Origin of the sequence: Polycladomyces zharkentensis, assembly GCF_016938855.1 — a bacterium.
Classification (GTDB): domain Bacteria; phylum Bacillota; class Bacilli; order Thermoactinomycetales; family JIR-001; genus Polycladomyces; species Polycladomyces zharkentensis.
In genome coordinates, this window is sequence record NZ_JAFHAP010000014.1 from 40283 (window position 1) to 62633 (window position 22351).

A 22351-nucleotide genomic window follows, 5' to 3' on the forward strand; every position below is an offset into this window, starting at 1 on the left:
GATATTTATATAGTCAACGCTCTATTGGCAAGAAGCCCGATGTCTGAATGAATAGTATGGATCTCCGGCTAATTGTTGGCTTTCGGCTGCATTGCGATCACCGTCCACCGTGATGTTCACTGTCAAATCCACATAATAAGGTCGACAGCTGTCACTGTCGACCTGTACTCCGACCATATTCGGGCTTCGTCAGAAGCCCCTTTTCCTTCCCACTCTGACTAGAGACACCCCGATCCTTCCGTTTGTCCACTTGAAACTCCGTCCACATCTCAAACGTGATCGGCAAGCCAATGAACCATTTGCGCTTCTTCCTGTAGAGCTTCGCCGTTCCTTGTTTGGCCATTCCGTCGATGATCCGATCCAGCCATTGTTGCTGATACAACCGAGCCACAACCGGCACACCGATGCGCTTCTCCGGCATAAGGAACGACACCGTGTAGAAGTCGCCGTTTTTAAGGGCAGACGGCCCCCTTTTTTGGGGCCATTCTTTCTATCGAAGGGCAACAAAACCGTTTTTTGTCCGTCAAACTGAAAGCGGGGATGCCCGCTCAGGCATCCCCGCTGCGTTTATCATGATCAATCTTCCGGATCCTTCGGGTTTTCATCAGAAGGAGACTCCGATTGGGATCGGTCGTCGTCCGGTTCGATCGGTTCTGCGGATTCCGGTTTCGCATCCGCTTGTGCTTGCTCCTTGCCCTGGATGTTGATCCGGATTTTCTCGTTCACTTCCGGATCGTCCAGTTTGCCGGTTTCCAGCAACTGTTTGATCTCGTCGGCATCCAATGTCTCTTTGACCAGCAGGGTCTGCGCCACGAGCTCCAGTTCCTTGCGTTTTTCCAGCAACAGCTTTTTCGCCCGCTCGTAGCAACGGCGGATCATCTCCTGCATCTCCTGGTCGATTTCATACGCGATCGCATCCGAATAGTTTTGCTCGTGACCCAGATCGCGACCCAGGAAAACGTGTCCCTGCGGACGGCCAAACTGCATCGGCGCCAGTTTGTCGCTCATGCCGTACTCCGTAATCATCCGGCGCACGATGGAGGTGGCCTTCTCAAAGTCGTTGTGCGCACCGGTGCTGATTTCACCGAATACGATCTCCTCGGCGACGCGCCCGGCCAGCAGTCCGGTCACTTTATCCAGCAATTCGTTTTTGGTGAGCAGGAAACGATCTTCTTTGGGCAGCATGACGACATACCCGCCTGCTTGGCCACGGGGAACGACCGTCACCTTGTGCACGGTATCGGCATGCTCCAGGTAGTACCCCACGATCGTGTGGCCTGCTTCGTGGTAGGCGATCGTCTTTTTCTCCTTTTCACTGATGACACGGCTTTTCTTCTGCGGTCCCGCAATCACGCGATCGATCGCCTCGTCGACCTCTTCCATGCTGATCGTTTTCTTGTTCCGCCGTGCCGCCAACAGTGCCGCCTCGTTCAACAGGTTTTCCAGATCAGCACCCGTGAATCCGGTCGTCCGCTGTGCGATCACTTCCAAATTGACGTCATTGGCCAACGGTTTGTTACGGGCATGCACCTTCAGGATCTCTTCACGCCCTTTGACGTCGGGTCGGTTCACCGTGATCTGACGGTCGAAACGGCCCGGACGAAGCAACGCGGGGTCAAGGATGTCCGGTCGGTTGGTCGCTGCCATGATGATAATGCCTTCGTTGGCACCAAATCCATCCATCTCCACGAGCAATTGGTTCAGAGTCTGCTCACGCTCGTCATGGCCGCCACCCAATCCGGCCCCCCGCTGACGACCGACAGCATCGATCTCGTCGATAAAGATGATACACGGGTGGTTTTTCTTGGCCTGCTCAAACAAATCCCGGACACGGGAGGCCCCCACACCGACGAACATCTCCACGAAGTCAGAACCGCTGATACTGAAAAACGGCACGCCCGCCTCCCCTGCAACAGCACGAGCCAACAGCGTTTTCCCTGTTCCGGGCGGCCCCACGAGCAATACGCCCTTGGGAATGCGTGCACCTACAGCCGCAAATTTGCGCGGGTCTTTGAGAAACTCGACGATTTCCACCAATTCCGCTTTTTCTTCATCCGCGCCCGCCACATCGTTAAACGTAACTTTTTTCTTCTCCTCGTTATACAGCTTGGCGCGGCTTTTGCCAAAGTTCATCACCCGACTGCCGCCGCCCTGCGCCTGGTTCAACAAAAAGAAAAAGAGCAGCAGAATGATCACGAAAGGAATGATGGACGTAAAAAAGGTCAGCCAGACAGAATCACTTTTCGCCTTTTCATAGGAGTGCCGAACTTTGTACTTCACCAGGTCTTGCACAACGGTGCTGCCGTGGAGCATCGGCGCCTCGACAACAAACGTTTTGTCCGGCTTCCCTTTCAGCTTCCCTTCGATACGGTAGGTCGTATTTCCTTCCGGTTGAACGGTGACGTTCTCAATCTGGCCCGCCGCCAGTTTGGCTCGGTATTGATCGTACGTAAGCGTTACGGTGTCGGTTCCTTGGTTTGCGATAATATTCACAATCCCGACGACGACAAGGATGAGAATAATATATAATCCGGGAATCCGGAAGACGTTTTTCATCCTTGACCTCCTCTCAATGCCACTTACATCATTTTACCACAGGGCGACGACCTGTCACAACCTACTGTTGCTGGTACACCTGTTCCTTCAGAATCCCGATGTACGGCAGATTCCGATATTTCTCCGCATAGTCCAGGCCGTATCCCACCACGAAGGCGTCGGGAATCGTGAACCCGCAATAATCCGGCTGTAAATCCACCGTTCTGCGCCCCGGTTTGTCGAGCAGCGTGACCACTTTGATCGAGGCGGCGTTGCGGTGACGCAACAAATCGATCAGGTGACTCAAGGTCAATCCGCTGTCGATGATGTCTTCCACAATGATCACGTGCCGGCCTTCCACGGAGGCGTCCAGATCCTTGATGATGCGAACCACGCCCGACGATTTCGTCGATGCGCCGTAGCTGGAGACCGCCATGAAGTCCATCTCGAGCGGAATGTCCATGCTGCGGACCAGATCGGTCATGAACGGGGCCGCACCTTTGAGCACACAGATACAGAGCGGATTCAGACCCCTGTAATCCTCGGACAGGCGACGTCCCAATTCTTTCACTTTGGTTTTGATCTCTTCTTCGGTATACAGGATTTCTTGGATATCCTCGTGCATGATAACCTCCCAATCATCCTATGTATGCTGCTGATGAGGCAACCGTTCAGGCATTCCGTCCGTCAACCATTCCAGATACAAAAAATGACGGGTGTCTGGGGCCACCGGTGCCCAATCCGATCGGCGAACGCCCGGAATCCAAACGATCGTCTCCCCATGGAGTACCATGGGCAGACGGTCACGTTCCCTCCTGGGAATTTTGGCGGAGATCAACAGGTCCTTCACTTTGGTCGTGCCGTTCAATCCGATCGGTCGGATGCGATCGCCGGGTCTGCGCGTGCGAACCCAGAGCGGAAATGTAAGCGCATCCGCATCAAATACTGCCCAAATCCCGCGTAAATGTTTGGCATCAAGGCGTTTGGCCGTAACACGACAGACAAACCGTCCGCCCAAACCGGGAATGATTGTTTCTCCCGGAACATGGAGCCGTACGGGCGCCAACGGTTTGACCGGTGAATCATCCCCGACCGCGATCCGGAGCAGGTCGTATTGACGTTCCGCCCGGAAACGGCCGGGCAAGTCGATCCGCGCCGACGGTTCGGGATGGGCCGCCAGATGACGAATCTGTTCCACCGTATCCATCGTTGCCTCGTTTGCTTCTTCTTCCAGAAGACAATTTAATATTAGTTTAATCACCCTCCTTTGTAAAGCAACGTGAAGATCCAACAAACGGTTTCGATCCAAAACGATTTCATTTTTTCCTTTTTTCCTCACAACCCGTCCCCAAGCCCGATCCATCTGTTCGCGCCACCAGTCTTCCTCCTCTCCCACCACACGGGACAGTTGGAGCAGTGCTTCCTTCACGCGGGGGTTATACCGCTGAAGCTCGGGAATGAGTTGCAAACGGACACGGTTGCGGGTATATACGTCGGAACGATTGCTTTCGTCCAAACGGGGAGACAACGCGTGGTCCGCGCAATACTTTTCAATCTCCTCCCGATACACGTCAAGCAGCGGCCGGATCAGCCTTCTTCCTTCCCACTGGCGGATATACGGCATACCGGCCAATCCGCTGACACCGGTTCCCCTCAACAAGCGCATCAAAATGGTCTCCACCTGGTCGTCGGCGTGATGCGCCAGTGCCAACGCATCCACATCCCAGTGATCTGCCGCCTGCCGGTACGCCCGATATCGCAACCGCCGCGCCACGTCCTGTTTGTTGCCCCCATGCAGGCGCAATTGGCCCGCCACATCCACCCGACTCACCCGACACGGGATTCCCCACTCCGCGCAAATTTGCTCAACAAATCTGGCATCCTCGGCACTGGCCTCCCCCCGAAGCTGATGGTCCACATGCACGGCGAACACCTGCCACTCAAACTCCGGCGCCAACCGATGGAGCGCGTGCAACAATGCGAGTGAATCCGGTCCGCCCGACACACCGATCAGCACACGATCCCCCGGGTGGAGCAGTTTGTGGTTTTGGACCGTTTTTTTCAGTGTTTCCAACAACATCCTTCCTGCATCCCTTCCTGGGACTCGCAAATTCAAAATCTCCCACTCGCCCCTGTTTCGCAAACGAAATGGTCGCTTGCAGACCCGATGCACCTGTTACAGTGCACGGCCAAGCTGTGTCTGGTGATCCTGTCCGATTCTACTTCGGCTCGCTCCGCCTGCGCCCTGCAAGGAAACAGATCATGGCACTTCGATCCGGGGTGCAGGACGCGGGAAAAGTACGCTTCGCTCAGAGGAAATTGCCGCGATTTCATCTCTGCGCTTCCTGGGTCTTCGCTCAGCCGGGGCTTGGTTTTTCACCTCACCTAGGGAAGTATTTGCTCCCTCACCGATTGACAAGCCATGCCCCGGTTCGTCGCTCACCGCGGAAAACATCGCCCCTTTACAGAATGACCAGACACGCCCTAGACAAAAACCCGGGGGCACTCCCCGGGCATCGCATTTACAATTGTCCGTTCCCTTTTATTGTACCCGCATCCCACAGCGGAATCAAACGGCCGCTCCCCCCAGATTCGGCCGTTCAAAATGCCGCTGCTTGCGGGCGTTCAACACGAGACACTCCGGACAGACGGATCGTCGCCCATTCCGGTGTGTAGTGATCCACCTTGGACACGACGACCGTCATATCGTCGTCGATGTTCCCCCCATTTCCTCGTACGACCTGTTCCAGCAGGCAGTCCGCAAATGATTGCGGGTCTTTGGTATCAATCTCGGCGATCAGGCGTTTGAGGTGCAACTCTTTGTTGTGCGCATGACGCGGCGCATCCAATACACCGTCCGTCACCATGATCAACAGATCACCCGGTTGAAGCTGCTTTTCCAACGGCTCCACATCGATATTGCGCAAAATCCCGATCGGCGGATTGCCGGCCGACAGGGTGATCACTTCTTTGCCCCGTTTGATAAAGCCGGGTGTGGAACCGATCTTCAAAAACCGGGTGTTCGCGTCTTTCAAATCGATGATCGCCAGATCGATCGTGGCAAACATCTCGTCAGTGGATCGCAAGCCCAAGATGGCGTTGACCGTCTCCACCGCTTTTTTCTCGTCCATCCCCGCTTGCAGCAGTCGTCGGAGCAATCCGAGGGCTGCATGACTCTCTTCCTGGGCGCGCTGGCCGTTGCCCATACCGTCGCTCAAGGCCACCGCATACTTCCCTGTTCCCAGATTCATGTAGCAATAACTGTCGCCGGACAACCAGTGTCCCCCCTTGGCGGCGCCCGCCACACCGGTCTTGATCTCGTAGCGTTGGGCCGATCCCAACGTGACGACAGTTCCCGATGTCCTGCCCTGGATGACCTTTCGGTAAACGGCGATGGGTTCACCGATGATTTCCGTCAACAACGGCGCGATCAGCTTCCGGCACTCATCCAGTGCATCGCCGTGCGGCAGTGTAACTTCTATTTCCACCTTCCCTTCCTCCAAACTGATCACTTCCACCCGCTGGATGGAAAGACCCAATTCTTCCAGCGCCAGCTGTATCTGCTCTTCTTGTGCGGCGAGCACTTGTGCTTCCCGCCGGATGTCTTCGGCCAAATCGCGCATCACACCTGCCACGCCTTCCAACTGTTCAGACACCAACCGGCGTGCTTCCCGGACCTGCTCCCGCCAATACAGGTCGTGCTCATACAAATCGTACCGCTCTTGGATCAGCGCCAACACCTTGTCCGCTTTGACGCAATGCTCGCTCCACGACCGCGGTGTCCGGAGCTGGCGATCTTTTGGATGCATTTCCACCATCGCCATCAAATCGGTCATTCCCTGATACGTTTTCATCATGTCACGCTCCCAGCATTGCCGGTATCGGTGACACGATTTGCATGTCTTTTCCGTCACATCTCCGAGAAAACGGCTGAAGTGAGCAGTCTCCTGTTGCCGCTGCAAACCGGGGTCCTCCCGGAAACTGCGGGCCAGCTCCACGAAGAGTTCGGTAAACTGATCCACTTTGGCGGCAGTCACATCGCGCAAACGGCGCACATACTCCTGTTGGGAGTGCTGATATTCGTCCGTCCCGGGGATATGACGGGAAATCACTTTGAAAAAGGCGGACGGAGTCAGCCACAACAAGACGATCGCGCTCGCCGACTCGGCAAGAGAAATCCAGGCATGCCATTTCCCTCCCGCATACAGTGACAAAATGGCGGTACCCAGTATGAACCCCACCGTCACACCCCATCGCTTGCCTTCCCGGAAAAGTCCGGCCAACAATCCGGCGAATGCCAGCAAACTGATCTCTCCAAGCGAACGGGGGTCGGACAGGCTGAGAATCATCCCGTTCACCACTCCGACAGCCGCACCCGTCATGCCGCCACCCACCAGCGCCAGCACGAGAATGACATACCGGGACAACACATGGACCGCCGACACGCCTGCTGCCGCCCATCCCATCGCTCCCGTCATCACCGAGCCGATCAATATGACGAGGCAGATCATCTCGTCTTGGCGAAGGGCCATCCTTTTTCGGCGCACGGTGAAAAAGGGCAACGACTGAACGAAAATAAACGAGAGAATGAAGCTCAGCAATACGTCGATTCCGGCCATCATCGCTTGGTACGGTGTCCATCCGCTCCACCAGAAGCGTAACAGGTGGACCCCTGCGCTCGTAGTCAGCACGACAAAAGGGACGTAATTGATCTGTCCCCTTTTCACCCAGGCAAAGATCTTCTGAATCACCAAAAACAGAATAAGTCCTGCGGCTGTTTGTGCCGTGTGTACAGGTTCCCTGGTTGCCGCTCCCGCCATCAGTGCCACAGCCACGGCCGGCCACTGCCTGCGCGACAGTTGGTAGACAACGGCAAGATAGGCGACGGAAAACGGAGATACGGCGTCCAACATCACGGCCCGTCCGAAAAGAAAGCCCATCAGCATGAGTGGGAGGTTCCACACACGCGACCATCGCCTAAGCTTTTGCTTGGTGTCGGGGCTTAAGCGAAACGCTTTTCCGATCGGCCGCATCCAGGTCATCCCCACATCCATCCATCGCATTTGCATCCATCCCACACCTTTCTTGGCTCGTGTGCCACCCATTATAGCGGGGCGAGGATGGGAAAGTTTGTCACAATGCGAAGGTTGTCCAAAAAAATATTCCGACAACATTTGAAAAAGGCATGCTTCCCACAGCTCCGGTTGAAAACGCCGATTCGTTTTTCCTTGCGAAAAAAACAATCCCCCGCCATTTGTCGGCGGAGGGCGGTATTTTTATGTATCACCTTGTCGATATCGAGGACGAATGTCTTGGCTTTGACAAAACTTCTCAATTCATACCAAAACCGCAGCGGCTGAGGGACCGGTTTGTCGAGAGGAAGCGACGGCTTATCCTTCTTCCAAGGGGAACATCGTGGCTTCAGCCAGGTACGTTGGAATAAACTTCTGTTGGGTCTGCAGACGGATCATTTTATCCAGGGTACGCAATGCATGCACTTGCTGGCGTCGTTTGAGCTGTCCTTTTTCGATCGCCGTTGCAAATTCGTCAATATCGATCACATGGTAGCGACCGTCAGGATAAACGATCACGTCCAACAACAGGTCGACCATGACGTACCGCGTGCGTCCCACCTGCCGCATATCCATCACGTCACAGTAATAGTACATGAATTCCCCGTTACGTTGAAACACCTTGGAGATGGTGTATCCCTTGCGGACGAAATAATACGTCAGAAAAATCCGCTTGCCGTCGGGGTTGGGATATTGGGTCGCGAAGCAGTGACGTCCCCGCCAGTCCCTCACCTTTTCTGTATAGGTTTTGTTGATTGTTGTGAATTTAATCTTCTTGATAGAGACATTCACAATACCACTCCCACCAGCCGCTGTTTGACGGCCCCGGATTCCCGGCGGACGCGCCTCGGAACGGACCGGCTTTCAGGATAAATAAAAAAAGGCGAATGGCGCCCTTATGATGAAGGGCCGTTCCCTCGCCTTCCCCTCTCCACATTTGGTAGCGGCGGAGGGCCTCGAACCCCCGACCTCACGGGTATGAACCGTACGCTCTAGCCAACTGAGCTACGCCGCCACATGATCAGTAAGAGGATCCCCCTTACCGGGATATGTTTGGTTGCGGGGGCAGGACTCGAACCTGCGACCTTCGGGTTATGAGCCCGACGAGCTACCAACTGCTCCACCCCGCGTCGGTTGCGAACAGCTTCTATTATATAAACCCTCCGCAACCTTGTCAAGCATGAAATCCCGATATTTCCTCAGTCAATATTTGGATCATGCGGCGGATACAATAAATACTTACTCCGCATTTGCCGGAAGGATTCCAGTCCCTTTTTCCATTGGGCGGCGATTTCACGAGCGGGAACGCCCGCGTCAATTTGCTTGCGGACCTGATCCGTTCCCGTCAGTTTGTCAATCCAGTACGGTTCCTGCGTTTCCCGCCAAGCAAACTGGTCGGGATACAGTTGCTTCACTGTTTGGATGAGTGTCAATCCGGTCAACACCGGATCAAACGTACGGGGATCCTCCACGTAAACCTGCACGCCGCCGACCGTCTTCCCCGTATATTTGGAAAACGTGGGGGTGAAATACGCCTCCCTGAACGACACCCCCGGCAAATTTGCCCGATTCAGTGCATCCGCCAATTTCCATCCTTCGATATAAGGTGCGCCGATCAACTCGAACGGACGGGTCGTGCCCCGGCCTTCCGACAGGTTGGTTCCCTCGATCAATCCCATGCCCGGATAAACCGTGGCCGTATCCAGTGTCGGCATGTTGGGGGACGGCGGAACCCAAGGCAGCCCTGTCTGATCGTACCATTGATTGCGCGTCCATCCTTTCATCCGGATCACCGTCAGTCGCGCCCGTTTTCCTCCCGTTTCCTCAGGCAGGAATTCCCCGTTGAACAACTGGGCCAATTCTCCCACCGTCATCCCGTGGCGGAGCGGGATCGGAAACAAACCGACAAAGGAACGGTATGCGGGGGCCAACACCGGCCCCTCCACCTTTTCCCCGCCGATCGGATTGGGACGGTCCAGCACGATAAACGGGATGTCTGCCTTGGCCGCCGCCTCCATGGCGTAAGCCATCGTATAGATGTAGGTGTAAAAACGGGTTCCCACATCCTGGATATCAAACACCAGCACATCGACACCATCAAACAACGGGACCATCTCATCCGGCGTTTTACCGTACAGATTGACGAACGGCAATCCTGTTCGCGGATCTACAAAGGAGCCGGGAGTTTGACCAGCCTGCTCCGTCCCGCGGACACCATGCTCCGGTCCATACACCTTCACGACACGGATCCCCTTGGCCAGCATGGCATCCAATCCGTGTTGGTAATCTCTGGTCATGCCAGTCGGGTTGGTGATCAGTCCGACGCGTTTCCCGGCGAGGGATTCCGGGTGTTCCAACAAGATTTCCAATCCCGTTTTCACATGACCCCGGTGATGGCTGGTCAAGGATTCTGCTCCGTCGGCCACTTCAGAACCCATCATGCCCAAGGAAAGCAAACCGATCATGGCCATGCTCAGCCAACGTTTGACGTGCATCCCACGTCTCCCCCTTCCGAACAAGACGGTGGTGTGGTTTCAGCTTATTCCGCCCGGCAGTTCCTCGAAACAGTTCTCCGTCATATGCGGGGAATCCTGCTGATTGCCAAAACCTTTCCATGATCGGTGCAGAAAACGGTCCCACTCCTTCGTCATTCTCCCCGATTTACTCCATAAAAAAACCCGCCGCGGTTTGGCAGCGGTTCGAATGATGAAGCTTCTGCATCCCCCTTTTGGGGAAAAGTCCCATTTACCATGGGAACCGTGGTTCCCACAATTGGATGGCAAACTCCATGAGGGCTCCGATTCCCGTCTGCGCTCCGCAGCAACAGCGTTCGTCGCTCCGGGACATTCGGCCTCCGCTCTTACAAGGATGTGGCCGTTTCTGCGTGACGGGATTACCCTCGCTCATTTCGGTGTGAGATAAAGTTCCTCCCGATCGTCTTTTGTATAGCCCAATTTTCTGGCCATCTCATCCATGTACGTATCCGTCTGCATCTGCCGGATTTGTTCCCGCAGTTGCTTCTGGCGCGCTTGCAGTGCGGAGATTTGTGCCCTCTTCTGTGCCAATGCAGCTTCGGCTTCCGAAATTCGTCCCGTCTGGATGATCAGTTCGACGAGAAACCAGACGAGAAACGTGCACATGATCGCCAACCACGCCAATCGACGCCGTCGCGCTTTCGGGGAAATCGGCCGGTGGTCGAGACGATCGGACGATGAAGTTTGTGCCGTTTTCTGGGGTCGAAACGTCACAACATTGTTCGCGGCAGGTTTTCGGATCATGGGCATCATCCCCCTTTCCCCCTGTTTATGGAAAACAGGCGAGTTATCCGGTGCCATGCCGAACGGACCCAATTCAGGCAAGGAATGATACGGGGCCGGACATACCGGGTCCAGGGACGGATCAGCCAGACATCGGCGATCGTGATCCGCCGGATGATCCGAAGAAGCATGAGGAGCAAACGAATCGTCCAGGCCCCCGTGAAGCACAAGGCCGTCCATGCGTATGTGAGCGGCACCCAGAATGTGACATACAGCGTGCGGAGCACAATGCGGATCATCCACTCTGCCAAGCGGATCGTCCAGGAGATCAGCCGGATCATCGTCCGGCTCATCCAGAAATAGTAAAGCACAACCCCGAGGATGACAGCGAGGAAGACATAAAAGCGGAGCACACCCCAATTGCTCCACATCAGCAAGCCAAAAACCAAGCCCGCGGCCACTGTCCAATATAACAGGTCGATGAGCGAAACCACCCATCCTTTGAACCGGAACCGGCCTTTTATCACACGATAGATGTCCAGCAAGACGCCGAGGATGATCCCGGATGCGGTCATCCAGCCCATCGTCAGCCATTGCGCTTCGAGACTCACCGGAACAACCTGCCCAACAAACCTTTCGTTCTTTCCATGCGGGTAGTACCGTCATCCAGGTAGCTCATTTCGTAAAAGCTGCCTTCGATCGACACTTTGCCCTGTTCCAAATCCAAACTTTTGATGTGCAGGTTTTGTCCGCGGATGCCCAAGTAGCCGCACTCCGTATTCAACAGGAATTCCTCGCTGTCAAAACTCTCCACGCTGACCACGCCCGACACGTCCAAAGCGTTTCTCCCGCTCAGCACCACTTCGTGACGGGCGGCTGTATACAATTCGTCGACCATGGCATGTACCCCCTCTCGGTACATGATATGGACGACGTCAAGATGTTAGAACCAAGGCTGTGCTTCCTCCTTGATTCAGCTGCGCCTCTTCCCTCCCGCTCCCGGATGGATGGGAGCAAGGCGCTCGCAGGATGCGGGCCGCCCTGAACAAAACCGACGAACAACGCCGGACAGACGCGATACCAAGGGGTCTCTGCTCCAGATCGTCCGCATTCCCTTTCCGGTGAGCCCCCTCGGGAAGCCGCTCATGGCCGTCCGGTTTACTCCGTCCGGACGCGAATCGTTCCCGCACTGTTCCGGTTCTCCGCTCGATCGGGATCAAGTATTTCGTCCACCCAAGGAAAACATCACCGCCTGACCGAAAAAACAGACTCTATTCTAAGACACTTCTTCCGTCTCGTCCGAAGATGTTTCCGACAGTGTCTCCTCCGATACGATCGTGTACATCTGGCTGGCTTCCGATTTCCGGGAGGTTTCCGCAATGGAGTCAACGCGGACCGTGAGCAGTTTTTTGCCGAAGCGAATGGTGAGTTGGTCGCCGACGGAGACGTTGGTGCCCGCTTTGGCGGGGCGGCCATTGACCTGTACGCGGCCTTGGTCGCACACTTCTTTGGCCAACGTCCGCCGCTTCACCAAACGGGACACCTTGAGAAACTTATCCAGCCGCATCTTACTTTACGGCTTCTTTCAGCCGGCTGCCTGCACGGAAGGCAGGCACCTGGGATTCCGGAATTTCGATCGTCGCCCCCGTCTGCGGATTCCGTCCCACTCGCCCGGAACGTTTGCGCGTTTCAAATGTTCCGAAGCCGATCAGTTGGACCTTCTCACCTTCGCTGAGCGCTTGCGTGATTTCATTTAAAAAATGGTTGATGACCGCTTCAACGTCTTTTTTGGTCATTCCGCTGTTTTGTGCGATGCGGGCAATCAAATCCTGCTTGTTCACTCCACGCTACCTCCTTTTGTCGGGTACTCACTGGTTTACCATTCTGTGCGGAGAAACAAAATCCTGCCCCATAAATGGAAAAATCCATCTATTTCGGCGGCTCACGGTAATGGTTTGCCAGAGGATCATCGTTCATCATGCATTTTTTCTTTGGCTTCCTCCCACCAAGCATCCAGCTCTGCCATCGGAATCTCGGACAGCGGTCGTCCGTCCTCTCTTGCCCGTTTTTCCACCCACTGAAAACGTTTGGTAAACTTGCGGCAGGCCCCGAGCAGCGCTTGTTCGGGGTCCACATCGAAAAAGCGCGCCAGTGCGGAGATGACGAACAGCAGATCACCCAGTTCTTCTTCCCGGTGAGCGTGGTCTTCCGCCCGGAACAGCTCGTCCAGCTCTTCCATCACCTTGTCTCGAACATCTTCGGACGTTTCCCAATCAAATCCCACCTTGGCCGCCCGTTTCTGCAATGCCATTGAACGAAGCAGCGCGGGGAATTGGGAAGAAACACCGTCCAACACGGACCGGGACTCCGGTTGATCCGCCCGCTCCTGCTGCTTGATTTCGTCCCATTTCCGCTTGACGTCCTCCGCCGTTTCAGCCGAGTCGTCGCCAAATACGTGCGGATGGCGGCGGATCAGCTTCTCTGAGAGATTCCCTATCACGTCCCGGATGTCGAATGTTCCTTCCTCCCGGGCAATCTGAGCGTGCAGGACAACCTGCAACAGCACGTCTCCCAGTTCGTCCGCCATCGCGTCAGGGTCCTCTTCAGCCAATGCGTCCAAAAACTCATACGCTTCTTCCAGCAGATATTTGCGCAGACTTTGATGCGTCTGTTTGCGGTCCCACGGACAACCCCCCGGGCCGCGCAAGCGGGCGATGATGTCGGTCAAAGTATCGAAACGACGGTTGAGTACCCTTGCATCGTCCGTTGGCGGAATGTACAACAGGGTAAGGTTGTCGAACCGCTCCTCGCGATCCAGTTGATACAGCGGAACCGTTTCAATCCGCTCCCTCTCCTCTACTCCCAGCGCGCTCGCCACCGTAACCGGAAAGTCGTCCGGATAGACTTCCATCAACGTCAGCTTGATGTCGGAAGCGACCATCCGATCGTACACCTGCGCGATCAGCTGGTGCACCCGCGGATCGAGGCGTTCGGCGGACAGATCGGTCCCGTCCAGGAGGAGGAACCCGTCAATCGGATCAATACCCAGCCGGGCAAACGCCGCGTCGAGGAAACTGGCGCCTCCGCGTACGTCGACCCGGATGTTGTGTCGGGTGGCTTCCTCCCGCAACAGACGTACCGTCCGTTCCGCCACCATCGGGTGTCCAGGCACCGCATACACAACCGGACGGCCCGCTTTGGCCTCGGCCAGCAACCGATCGACGATATCCCGATAGACGGATTCAAAATCGGCGTGTGCTTCATAGATGGAATCGAAGGTAGCGAAACCAAGGCCACGTTCTTTCAACCAATCGACTACCGGATGGTCTTCTGTTCGAAGCCACAATGCATCCGCGCGCTCCAAGACCTCCAATGTCCCCATCGGCAAAGCGGATGCATCACCGAAACCCAAACCGACGATGGTAATGGTTCCTTGCAAAGGAACTCCCCCTTTACATATCAGACCGGCGCCACCGCTCCACCAGCGGAATCAGTTTGGGACCGATCTTCGGCATGTTTTCGAGATCCGCCCTGCTTACGATACCAAAGCGGATCAAAGCAAATCCGTACACGGCCACACCGATGGACACCGAGACCAGCGCAACGACCGTCATCATCAGACGTTCCGGCAGCCACCCCGCCATCATCCACTCCAATCCCCACATCGCGGACCATGACGACAGGCTCATCACGGCCGTCGGTCCGGCAAACGGGAGCAATGCATCCCGCCATTTCCATCCATATCCCATCCGTCTCAGCGTTCGCAAGTTCAACTGGGCCGCCACGCCGTAACCCAACACTGTGGCCAAAGCGGCGCCCCGAATATCCCAGACGGGAATCAACAGCAAGTTGGCCGCCACTTTCACCGCCACACCGATCAACAAATTACGCGCGGGCACATATACGTTGCCCAACCCCTGCAACACGCCGGCCGCCGTCATTTTCACCATGGAAAACAAAGCGGCGAAAGCCAAGATGGACAGCGCGGCCGTTCCCTCTCCATCTTCATACAACATCACATTGGTCGGCCCGGCAACGATCGCCAACCCGACGGAGGCGGGCAAACCCACCATCACTGTCAACCGCAGAGCAGAATTGGAGAGACGGCGTACTTCTTTCTCATCGCGATGAACTCTTTCCGAGGCGATGGCCGGCACCAGCGACAAGGACAATGCACCGGCAAAAAAGGATGCAAATTGGATCAACGGTTGTCCGCGGTCAAAAATGCCTTTGGCCTCAACAGCTTCTGCCGGTTGCCATCCCTGATGCAACAAAATGTTGGTGACGGTAAAGGAATCCGTCAGTGACAATAACGGCAAAACCAAGGACCCCAAGCAGATCGGCAGTGACAATTCCAACAGTTGACGGGCAATTTGCCATTCATTTTCACGTTGATCGCGAGCGGGTCCCCGGTGTGCGGCTTGCCCGCGCAAATGTCGGTTCCACGTGATCAGCAGGAACACCAATGCAGCCGCCGCACCGGTAAACGCGCCAAACATTGCCCCAGCACCCGCCATCACGACACCCGCTCCGGTGGTCATAAACCACCACGCGGCAATCAAGATGGTGGCGACGCGCACCAACTGTTCCATCACCTGGGAAACCGCCGTGGGCATCATGTCCTGATGTCCTTGAAAATAGCCGCGGATGACGGATACAACCGGTACCACCAGCAATGCAAACGACACGGTCCGGATCGGGACCGTAAGCAGTTGTTGACTCCCCATCCACGCGGCGATCATTTCTGCTCCGGCAAACAACAAGACAAACAAACAGAATCCGGTCATACTTAGGATGACCGTTGCCACGCGGAAAATCCGTCCGGCCGCATCACGATCCCCCTCAGCCAGACGTTCGGATACCATCTTGGATATCGCCGTGGGAAATCCGGCGGTGGCAAGCAACAACAAGGTACTGTACAACGGATATACCTGCTGGTAGACGAACAACCCCTCATTGCCCGTGATGTTTTGGTAGGGCACTTTGTACAATGCCCCGAGCAGTTTGGACACGAAAGCGGCGGCACCCAGAATGGCCGCCCCTCGGACGAAGGAATAACCCCGCGACATGATGATCTCCTTTCCCGTCCGCCTCCAGACACCCAACAAAACGAAACTGCCGACAACGGGATTGTCAGCAGTCGATCGGATCTTTGATATTGTAGCATGAAACCAACCGCCTGACTACCGAACGGAGAACCGGAACCGCATTGAAGTCCGGGCAAAACCTTTTTTACGACGTGTCCGGCAATTCCGTTAAGGGGGCAGTGTTTTCCCGGGTGAGGACAGACCCAAGACCGACAGATCGAACAATCGGACGCAGGAACTCACCGCGTACAATTTCATCCAAGCGAGACGCACTTTTCCCGCGTCCGATCCTCCCCGGTTACACGCGGCCATGATCCGTTTCCTTGCAAGGGCGCAGTTGGAGCGAACGGGGAAAGCATCACGGAAGGTATTGCCAGCACGCTCCAAGCAGATCGGATACGACTTGGTCAGATACGATTCCAAGCGCAAAGAAAAAGCAGGCTGTAGCCCGCTCAGAGTGTTGGATCCACTGCCGTTACTTGCTCCACACGGCTGACACCAATGACACTCCATGTCACCGTGGGTTTCTCACTTCATCCGGGTGACCAACCCACTTCCATCCGCGACAGCTTGGTCCCAGCCTGGATAAACGATATCCCTCCAAGTCATTGCTCCATCTGCTTACCCAAAAATCCGGCGGCCGTCCCCGCAATCTTCACTTCCAGGTCTCCCATGCGCACGCCTTCTTTTTTGGTCAGGAGGATCACGGCGCCGATCGGGTCCCCGCCCGCGATGATCGGTGCCACCACGTACGATTGATATGGTTCAGGCATGTCACGAATCAGTTCTGCCCGGGTAGGATTGGCTTCCAAAAGGGTGCGTCGCTGATCCATGCAGGATTCCACCAGGCTGCCCACCGGTTTTTCCAGATAATCTTTCTTGGAGGCGCCGGCGACGGCGATCACGCTGTCCCGATCACAGATCAAGGTGACATGTTGAAGATTTTCAAACAAGGATTCCGCATACTCTTGAGCAAAATCCCCCAACTCACCAATGGGGGAATATTTTTTCAAGATCACTTCTCCGTCACGATCCACAAAGATTTCCAATGGGTCTCCTTCCCGAATGCGAAGCGTCCGGCGAATTTCCTTTGGAATGACCACACGACCCAAATCGTCGATGCGCCGGACGATGCCGGTTGCTTTCATCTGTCGTGATGCCTCACTTTCGTCGATGATTTTTCCGGATCAGGCCTTGAATGTCTGAAACGTCCTATCCGCCCATAGTATTCATCTGCTTCCAATTAATTATGCGGATAGGCCCTCACGAAACAATACAGGAGGTATTTTCCAATAGGGCATCATTCGACTTTTCAAACCGCAAGAGGTGCCCAGATCATCGATCAGCACACCGATATCAGGCTGGGAACGATCCAGGATAACCGGTTCCTTGCCCTGCCACTTTTCGTGCCGCGTTGATCCCGGCCATCGGTTTCTTCGTAACAGGATTGATCTGTCCGGCAGTGAACTGGTTATCCACCAACTTGGGCTTCAAGCTGGACCACAGCCAGAGTCGCACAACGGGAAAACCACTCCCTGAAAGAGGTGGCTGTTTTCCTGCGAGCCGATCGACCGACAGAGGAGCGGGCGGGAAACGGATCTCCTGAATCACGAACGGCTCCAACAACTACAAAAAAAGCCCGCAGGATTTTGTTGAAATCCTGCAGGCTCCCTTTGGATTTCATGCTTGCTTCACTGCATCCGCCATCGAATCCAGCCAACCCGGGCGACAGCCGCGGTCATCATTGACTGGGGGCGGCGGGCTGACCCTGTCCGCCGGTCGTTCCCGATCCCGGAACGGTCGGTTGCGATTCTTTCGGCAGGTTCCACTTGGACACCTTTACGTTTTTGTTCAGGTACTCCTTGTAATACTTTTCAACCAGCATTTGTTTCACTTCGTCTTTGACCTGGTCAAACGGTTGCTTTTTCCGCTCCGTCACCTTGATGATGTGGTAACCGTACATCGTTTTGACCGGGTCGCTAATTTTGTTCAACGGGAGGGTTTTCACCGCATTGGCGAATTCCGTGGCGAAATCCTCCGGTTTGCCTTCGATGAGGCCTCCCGAATTTTTGGAGCCGGGATCATCCGAGTACTGCTTGGCCAACTGGGTAAAGTCCCCGCCCTTCTCCAATTTCTGCTTTACTTCCAGCGCCCGCTTCTTTGCATCAGCGTCGGAACGCTTGCCGTCCTGAACGGATATCAAAATGTGATTGGCCTTCACGGTATAAAACTGATCCGATTTGTCGTATTCGGCTTTCAACTGCTCGGGTTTCAACTGCTTCTCAAAGTAGGAGGAGACCTTTTCCCCCCGAATGATGAACGCCTTCAACTGGGGTTTGGTAAACCCCGCTTTCTTCAAAATCTGATCGAAGGATTCCTTGGGATTGCCCAAGGATTGTTTGACCTGTTCCTCCATCTTTTTCAGTGTTTCATCCGCTTTTTTCTGGAACTCCGCACTGTCCCCCACTTGACGGGCGACCATCATTTCCCCGATGTATTGCTTGGCGATTTCCTGTTTCATGCCGGGCATTTGGATCATCATGGAGACTTGCGGCTGAAAAAAGCCGAGAATGTTCAGATACAGATTGAACTCGCCTTCGGTCACTTTTCCACCGTTGTATTCCGCGATCACCTTTTTGCTGTCCGTCTTCAGCGGGAAAGCGGCTTGTCCGGCCGGATTTTGTTTTTGTCCGGAGGTGGATTGATCTTTATCCGCTCCACATGCCGTGGCAAAGATCGACACCATCAGCAGAAGCACCAACAAGGCCGCGAGGCCTTTATTCATTCGCCGCATTTTGAATTGCTCCTTTCGTTTTGGGAACCGCTTCATATTTTATCAGAAAACGCTCAACCATTTCCAGCGCGTCGGCCGGAGACAGGCCCGCGGTCTTGAAGATGATGCCGATCCGCTGACCGGACGACAGGCGGACGCGTCCCGGAAACTCCTGCGCCAGCCGGAACAGGCGTTGCCCATCCACCACCTGGTTTTGATCCGGATGCAGACGGATGGCGATTTCCTGTCCCTTCTGCTGAATCTCCTCGATCCCGTATTTCAACGCGTAAGCCCGGATCCGGGCGATGCGCAACAGGGTTTGTACCGGTTGGGGCAAATCTCCGAACCGGTCCTCGATCTCTTCTTCGAGATCGCGTGCTTCTTCCAACGTGTGTATGGCGCGAATCTTTTTGTACAGCTCGATCTTTTGTTTCTCGTCCGGAATGTAATCCGAAGGCAGATAGGCGTCGGCATTCAGTTCGATCTGCGGCTCCAGCGGCTGCTCCTGTTGTTCCGTGCCTTGCAATTCGGCGATCGCTTCTTTCAGCATCTGAGAGTACAATTCAAAGCCGACACTGGCGATATGCCCGTGCTGTTCAGCTCCCAACAGATTCCCCGCACCGCGGATCGCCAAATCCCGCATGGCGATTTTGAAACCGGAACCCAGTTCGGTAAACTCCTTGATTGCTTGCAGTCGCTTTTCTGCCGTTTCGGTCAGCACCTTGTCCCGCTGATAAGTGAAATAGGCGTAGGCGATCCGGTTGGACCGACCGACACGACCCCGCAACTGGTAGAGCTGCGACAAGCCCATTTTGTCCGCATCATAGATGATGAGCGTGTTGACGTTGGGGATATCCACCCCTGTCTCGATGATCGTGGTGCTGACGAGCACGTCGTATTCTCCGTCAAGGAAATCCAGCATGACGCGCTCCAGTTCCGTTTCAGGCATTTGCCCGTGCGCGACGGCCACGCGCGCTTCCGGCACCAATAACCGGATTTGCTCCGCCATTTGCTCGATTCCCTGCACTTGGTTGTAAAGGAAATACACCTGCCCGTCACGCGCCAGCTCCCGCTCGATCGCTTCCCGCACCAATGCGGCGGAATACTCAAGGACATATGTCTGCACGGGGAAACGGTTTTCCGGCGGCGTTTCAATGACGGACAAATCGCGTACCCCCATCATCGCCATGTGCAGGGTGCGCGGAATCGGAGTGGCCGTCAGCGTGAGTACGTCGATGTTGTGCTTCATCTGTTTGATCCGCTCTTTGTGTTTGACGCCGAACCGCTGTTCCTCGTCGATGATCAAAAGTCCCAGATCCTTGAACTGCACGTCCTTGGACAACAGGCGATGCGTACCGATGACGATGTCAACCGTGCCGTTCTTGACGCCTTCGATCGTCTCCTTTTGCTCCTTGCGCGTGCGGAACCGGCTCAGCACGCGGATTTCCACCGGAAAACCGGCAAAGCGCTCCTTGAACGTCTCATAGTGCTGTTGCGCCAAAATGGTGGTGGGTACCAGCACCGCCACCTGTTTGCCGTCCATCGTCGCTTTGAACGCGGCGCGGATGGCCACTTCCGTCTTCCCGTAACCCACATCGCCGCACAACAGTCGGTCCATCGGCTGGGGCTTTTCCATATCCGCCTTGATCTCGCGGATGGACCGCTCCTGATCGGGCGTCTCCTCATACGGGAACATCGCATCGAATTCCCGTTGATAGGGGGTGTCCGGAGAAAAGGCGAAGCCTTTGGCCGCCTGCCGTTTGGCGTACAGTTTGATCAGATCGTTGGCGATGTCTTGTACGGACGACCGTACTTTGTTTTTGACCTTGCTCCACTCGCTGCCACCCAAGCTGTACACTTTGGGCGTTTTTTCCTCTGCGCCGACATATTTCTGCACTTGGTCGATCTGATCGATCGGAACGTACAGTTTGTCGTTTCCGGCGTATTGGATCAAGAGATAATCCTTGTGCAATCCGCCCACGTTGAGCGTCTCGATTCCCGCATATCGCCCGATGCCGTGGTTGACGTGAACGACATAGTCGCCGGGTTGGAGCTCTTGGTAATCCTTGATCTTTTCGGCGTGGCTCATTTTGGCGGGGCGGCGCATCCGGCGCTGTTTCTGGGTAAATACCTCCCCTTCGGTCACCACCGCCAGCTTGATCGCACTCAATTCAAATCCGTTTTGCAAAGAGGTGATGCGCACGACGGGCCGACCGGCAAACGGAGGTGCATCCACACGGTCGTGCTCCAGCTCCATCCCGTAATCGGCCAACACCCGCTTCAACCGTTCCGCCCGCTCCTCGCTGCTCGCGGTGAAAATGACGCGGAACTTGGACTTTTGCCACCGCTCCCACTCCGTTTTGAGCACATGCATCTGTCCGTGAAACTGTTGCATGCTCCGACAGATGAACTGTACGACGTTTTGCGGTTGGAATCCCTGCACCTGCCGCATAAACAACGACAGAGCGATCCGCGGATGTTTCACGCGAAACAGGCATTCCTCGTAAGAGTGGGAAATTTTTAGCTGAGGCAGAAACTCTCCCTGCTGCAACAAGGCGGTCTGCCATTCCCCTTCTTCCCGCTCCATCTGACGGGCGGTCTCCATGATCCGGGCCGGTTCGTCCATTACCAGCACGGTGTCTTTGGGCATGTAGTCCAGCAAACTCTGACAATCCGGATAGATGAGCGTGATATATTTATAGATGCCGGTAAACCATTGTCCCGATTTCAACTGTTCGATTTCCCAACCGATTCCTTCTATGAGCTTCTTTTTAAGCGCGGGGTCCTTGACAGCCGAAAGACGTTCTTCCAGGAAGCCCGCCGCTTTTTCTCCCGCCTGATACAACCTTTCAGCATCGGCGAACAATTCGCGGGCCGGCGGGATCAACACCTCTTCCCATTTGTCGTAGGAACGTTGATCTGCTGCGGAAAACGGCCGAATCGAATCCAGTTCGTCTCCAAACCACTCCATGCGGACCGGGTCCTGGAATGTAACCGGATACACGTCCAAAATCCCGCCGCGAACGCTGAATTCACCGGGTTTCTCCACCATTTCCACCCGTTCGTAACCGATTTTGACCAGTTGATCCACCAACGGGTCAATCGGCCGTTCCTCTCCCACTTTCAACCGGATGTGACTGGCCTTCACCGTGGTTTGGGGCGGAAACAGCTTGCGCAATCCGGCAAAAGGCACGACAAAAACGCCGGTAAATCCGCGCGAGAGACGGGACAACACATCTACCCGTTCCCCGAGCGTCTCATCTCCGGCGAGCGCGATTTCCGTCGTGACCAATTCGTTGGCGGGATACAACATCACCTCTTCTTTCGGCAACAGCTCGTACAAGTCTTCCACCGCTTTTTGCGCCTGGTTCAAGTTGTGCGTGACCACCATCACCGGCTGTCCGATTTCACGGTACAAGGAAGCCACATACAACATCCGTGCAGTTCCCGTCAGTCCCGCGACCATTTGCTCGGACAGCCCCATTCTCAATCCTTCCACTGTGGACTGAAAATCCTTGTCCTCTCGAAACAAGTGTATCAAGGGCTTCACGTCGTTTCGGCCTCCTTTCTGCGAGCGCCTTTTTCTCACCAATACAAAAGAAGCCTTAGCTGGGGCAGCCAAGGCCG

General features: G+C 55.3%; 16 protein-coding genes, 2 tRNA genes and 2 pseudogenes. All 20 read right to left on the bottom strand.

Annotated features, from left to right (window positions below; genetic code table 11):
- Nucleotides 1-265: 265 nt before the first annotated feature.
- Nucleotides 266-454, bottom strand: a pseudogene (locus JQC72_RS16635) (RNA-guided endonuclease TnpB family protein); the annotation flags it as partial.
- 122 nt (nt 455-576) lie between these two features.
- The gene (gene ftsH, locus JQC72_RS14205; RefSeq protein WP_205496766.1) at nt 577-2556 is read right to left on the bottom strand and encodes an ATP-dependent zinc metalloprotease FtsH; all 1980 of its coding nucleotides are present in this window, start codon (nt 2554-2556) and stop codon (nt 577-579) included.
- A gap of 61 nt (nt 2557-2617) precedes the next feature.
- A complete protein-coding gene (gene hpt / locus JQC72_RS14210; protein ID WP_205496768.1) occupies nt 2618-3160 on the bottom strand; it encodes a hypoxanthine phosphoribosyltransferase in 543 nt (180 codons plus the stop codon).
- A gap of 18 nt (nt 3161-3178) precedes the next feature.
- Nucleotides 3179-4615 carry a tRNA lysidine(34) synthetase TilS gene (tilS, locus tag JQC72_RS14215; RefSeq protein ID WP_205496770.1) on the bottom strand — a complete coding sequence of 479 codons (1437 nt, stop codon included), beginning with the start codon at nt 4613-4615 and terminating at the stop codon, nt 3179-3181.
- A gap of 520 nt (nt 4616-5135) precedes the next feature.
- On the bottom strand, nt 5136-7604 hold the full coding sequence (gene spoIIE / locus JQC72_RS14220; RefSeq protein WP_205496772.1) for a stage II sporulation protein E: 2469 nt from the start codon (nt 7602-7604) through the stop codon (nt 5136-5138).
- A gap of 321 nt (nt 7605-7925) precedes the next feature.
- Nucleotides 7926-8399, bottom strand: a complete 474-nt coding sequence (locus JQC72_RS14225) for a ribonuclease FAU-1 family protein (RefSeq protein WP_205496774.1) — start codon at nt 8397-8399, stop codon at nt 7926-7928.
- Between the two features lie 146 nt (nt 8400-8545).
- Nucleotides 8546-8622 (bottom strand) — tRNA-Met (locus JQC72_RS14230).
- A 39-nt stretch (nt 8623-8661) separates the two neighbouring features.
- A tRNA-Met gene (locus tag JQC72_RS14235) sits at nt 8662-8737 on the bottom strand.
- Nucleotides 8738-8806: 69 nt separating this feature from the next.
- Nucleotides 8807-10102 carry an exo-beta-N-acetylmuramidase NamZ family protein gene (locus JQC72_RS14240; RefSeq protein ID WP_205496776.1) on the bottom strand — a complete coding sequence of 432 codons (1296 nt, stop codon included), beginning with the start codon at nt 10100-10102 and terminating at the stop codon, nt 8807-8809.
- 408 nt (nt 10103-10510) lie between these two features.
- Nucleotides 10511-10885, bottom strand: a complete 375-nt coding sequence (locus JQC72_RS14245; RefSeq protein ID WP_205496777.1) for an FtsB family cell division protein — start codon at nt 10883-10885, stop codon at nt 10511-10513.
- A gap of 5 nt (nt 10886-10890) precedes the next feature.
- Nucleotides 10891-11475: a spore cortex biosynthesis protein YabQ gene (gene yabQ, locus JQC72_RS14250; protein WP_205496779.1), complete on the bottom strand. Its 585-nt coding sequence runs from the start codon at nt 11473-11475 to the stop codon at nt 10891-10893.
- Nucleotides 11472-11762: a sporulation protein YabP gene (gene yabP, locus JQC72_RS14255; RefSeq protein ID WP_205496781.1), complete on the bottom strand. Its 291-nt coding sequence runs from the start codon at nt 11760-11762 to the stop codon at nt 11472-11474. Before yabP ends, yabQ begins: the two co-directional genes overlap by 4 nt.
- 378 nt (nt 11763-12140) lie before the next feature.
- Complete coding sequence (locus tag JQC72_RS14260; RefSeq protein ID WP_205496784.1) at nt 12141-12431, bottom strand: RNA-binding S4 domain-containing protein; 291 nt, start codon at nt 12429-12431, stop codon at nt 12141-12143.
- Nucleotide 12432: 1 nt separating this feature from the next.
- Nucleotides 12433-12705, bottom strand: a complete 273-nt coding sequence (locus JQC72_RS14265) for an HU family DNA-binding protein (RefSeq protein ID WP_205496785.1) — start codon at nt 12703-12705, stop codon at nt 12433-12435.
- A 125-nt stretch (nt 12706-12830) separates the two neighbouring features.
- Nucleotides 12831-14303 carry a bifunctional methyltransferase/pyrophosphohydrolase YabN gene (gene yabN / locus JQC72_RS14270; RefSeq protein ID WP_205496787.1) on the bottom strand — a complete coding sequence of 491 codons (1473 nt, stop codon included), beginning with the start codon at nt 14301-14303 and terminating at the stop codon, nt 12831-12833.
- A 13-nt stretch (nt 14304-14316) separates the two neighbouring features.
- Complete coding sequence (locus JQC72_RS14275) at nt 14317-15933, bottom strand: putative polysaccharide biosynthesis protein (protein WP_205496789.1); 1617 nt, start codon at nt 15931-15933, stop codon at nt 14317-14319.
- A 623-nt stretch (nt 15934-16556) separates the two neighbouring features.
- Nucleotides 16557-17099 (bottom strand): stage V sporulation protein T, encoded by a 543-nt coding sequence (gene spoVT, locus JQC72_RS14280; RefSeq protein ID WP_205496791.1) that lies wholly within the window; start codon nt 17097-17099, stop codon nt 16557-16559.
- 177 nt (nt 17100-17276) lie between these two features.
- Nucleotides 17277-17457 (bottom strand): annotated as a pseudogene (locus JQC72_RS14285) (hypothetical protein); the annotation flags it as partial.
- Nucleotides 17458-17692: 235 nt separating this feature from the next.
- The gene (locus JQC72_RS14290; protein ID WP_205496793.1) at nt 17693-18745 is read right to left on the bottom strand and encodes a peptidylprolyl isomerase; all 1053 of its coding nucleotides are present in this window, start codon (nt 18743-18745) and stop codon (nt 17693-17695) included.
- Complete coding sequence (gene mfd / locus JQC72_RS14295; RefSeq protein WP_205496795.1) at nt 18729-22274, bottom strand: transcription-repair coupling factor; 3546 nt, start codon at nt 22272-22274, stop codon at nt 18729-18731. Before mfd ends, JQC72_RS14290 begins: the two co-directional genes overlap by 17 nt.
- Between the last annotated feature and the right edge of the window lie 77 nt (nt 22275-22351).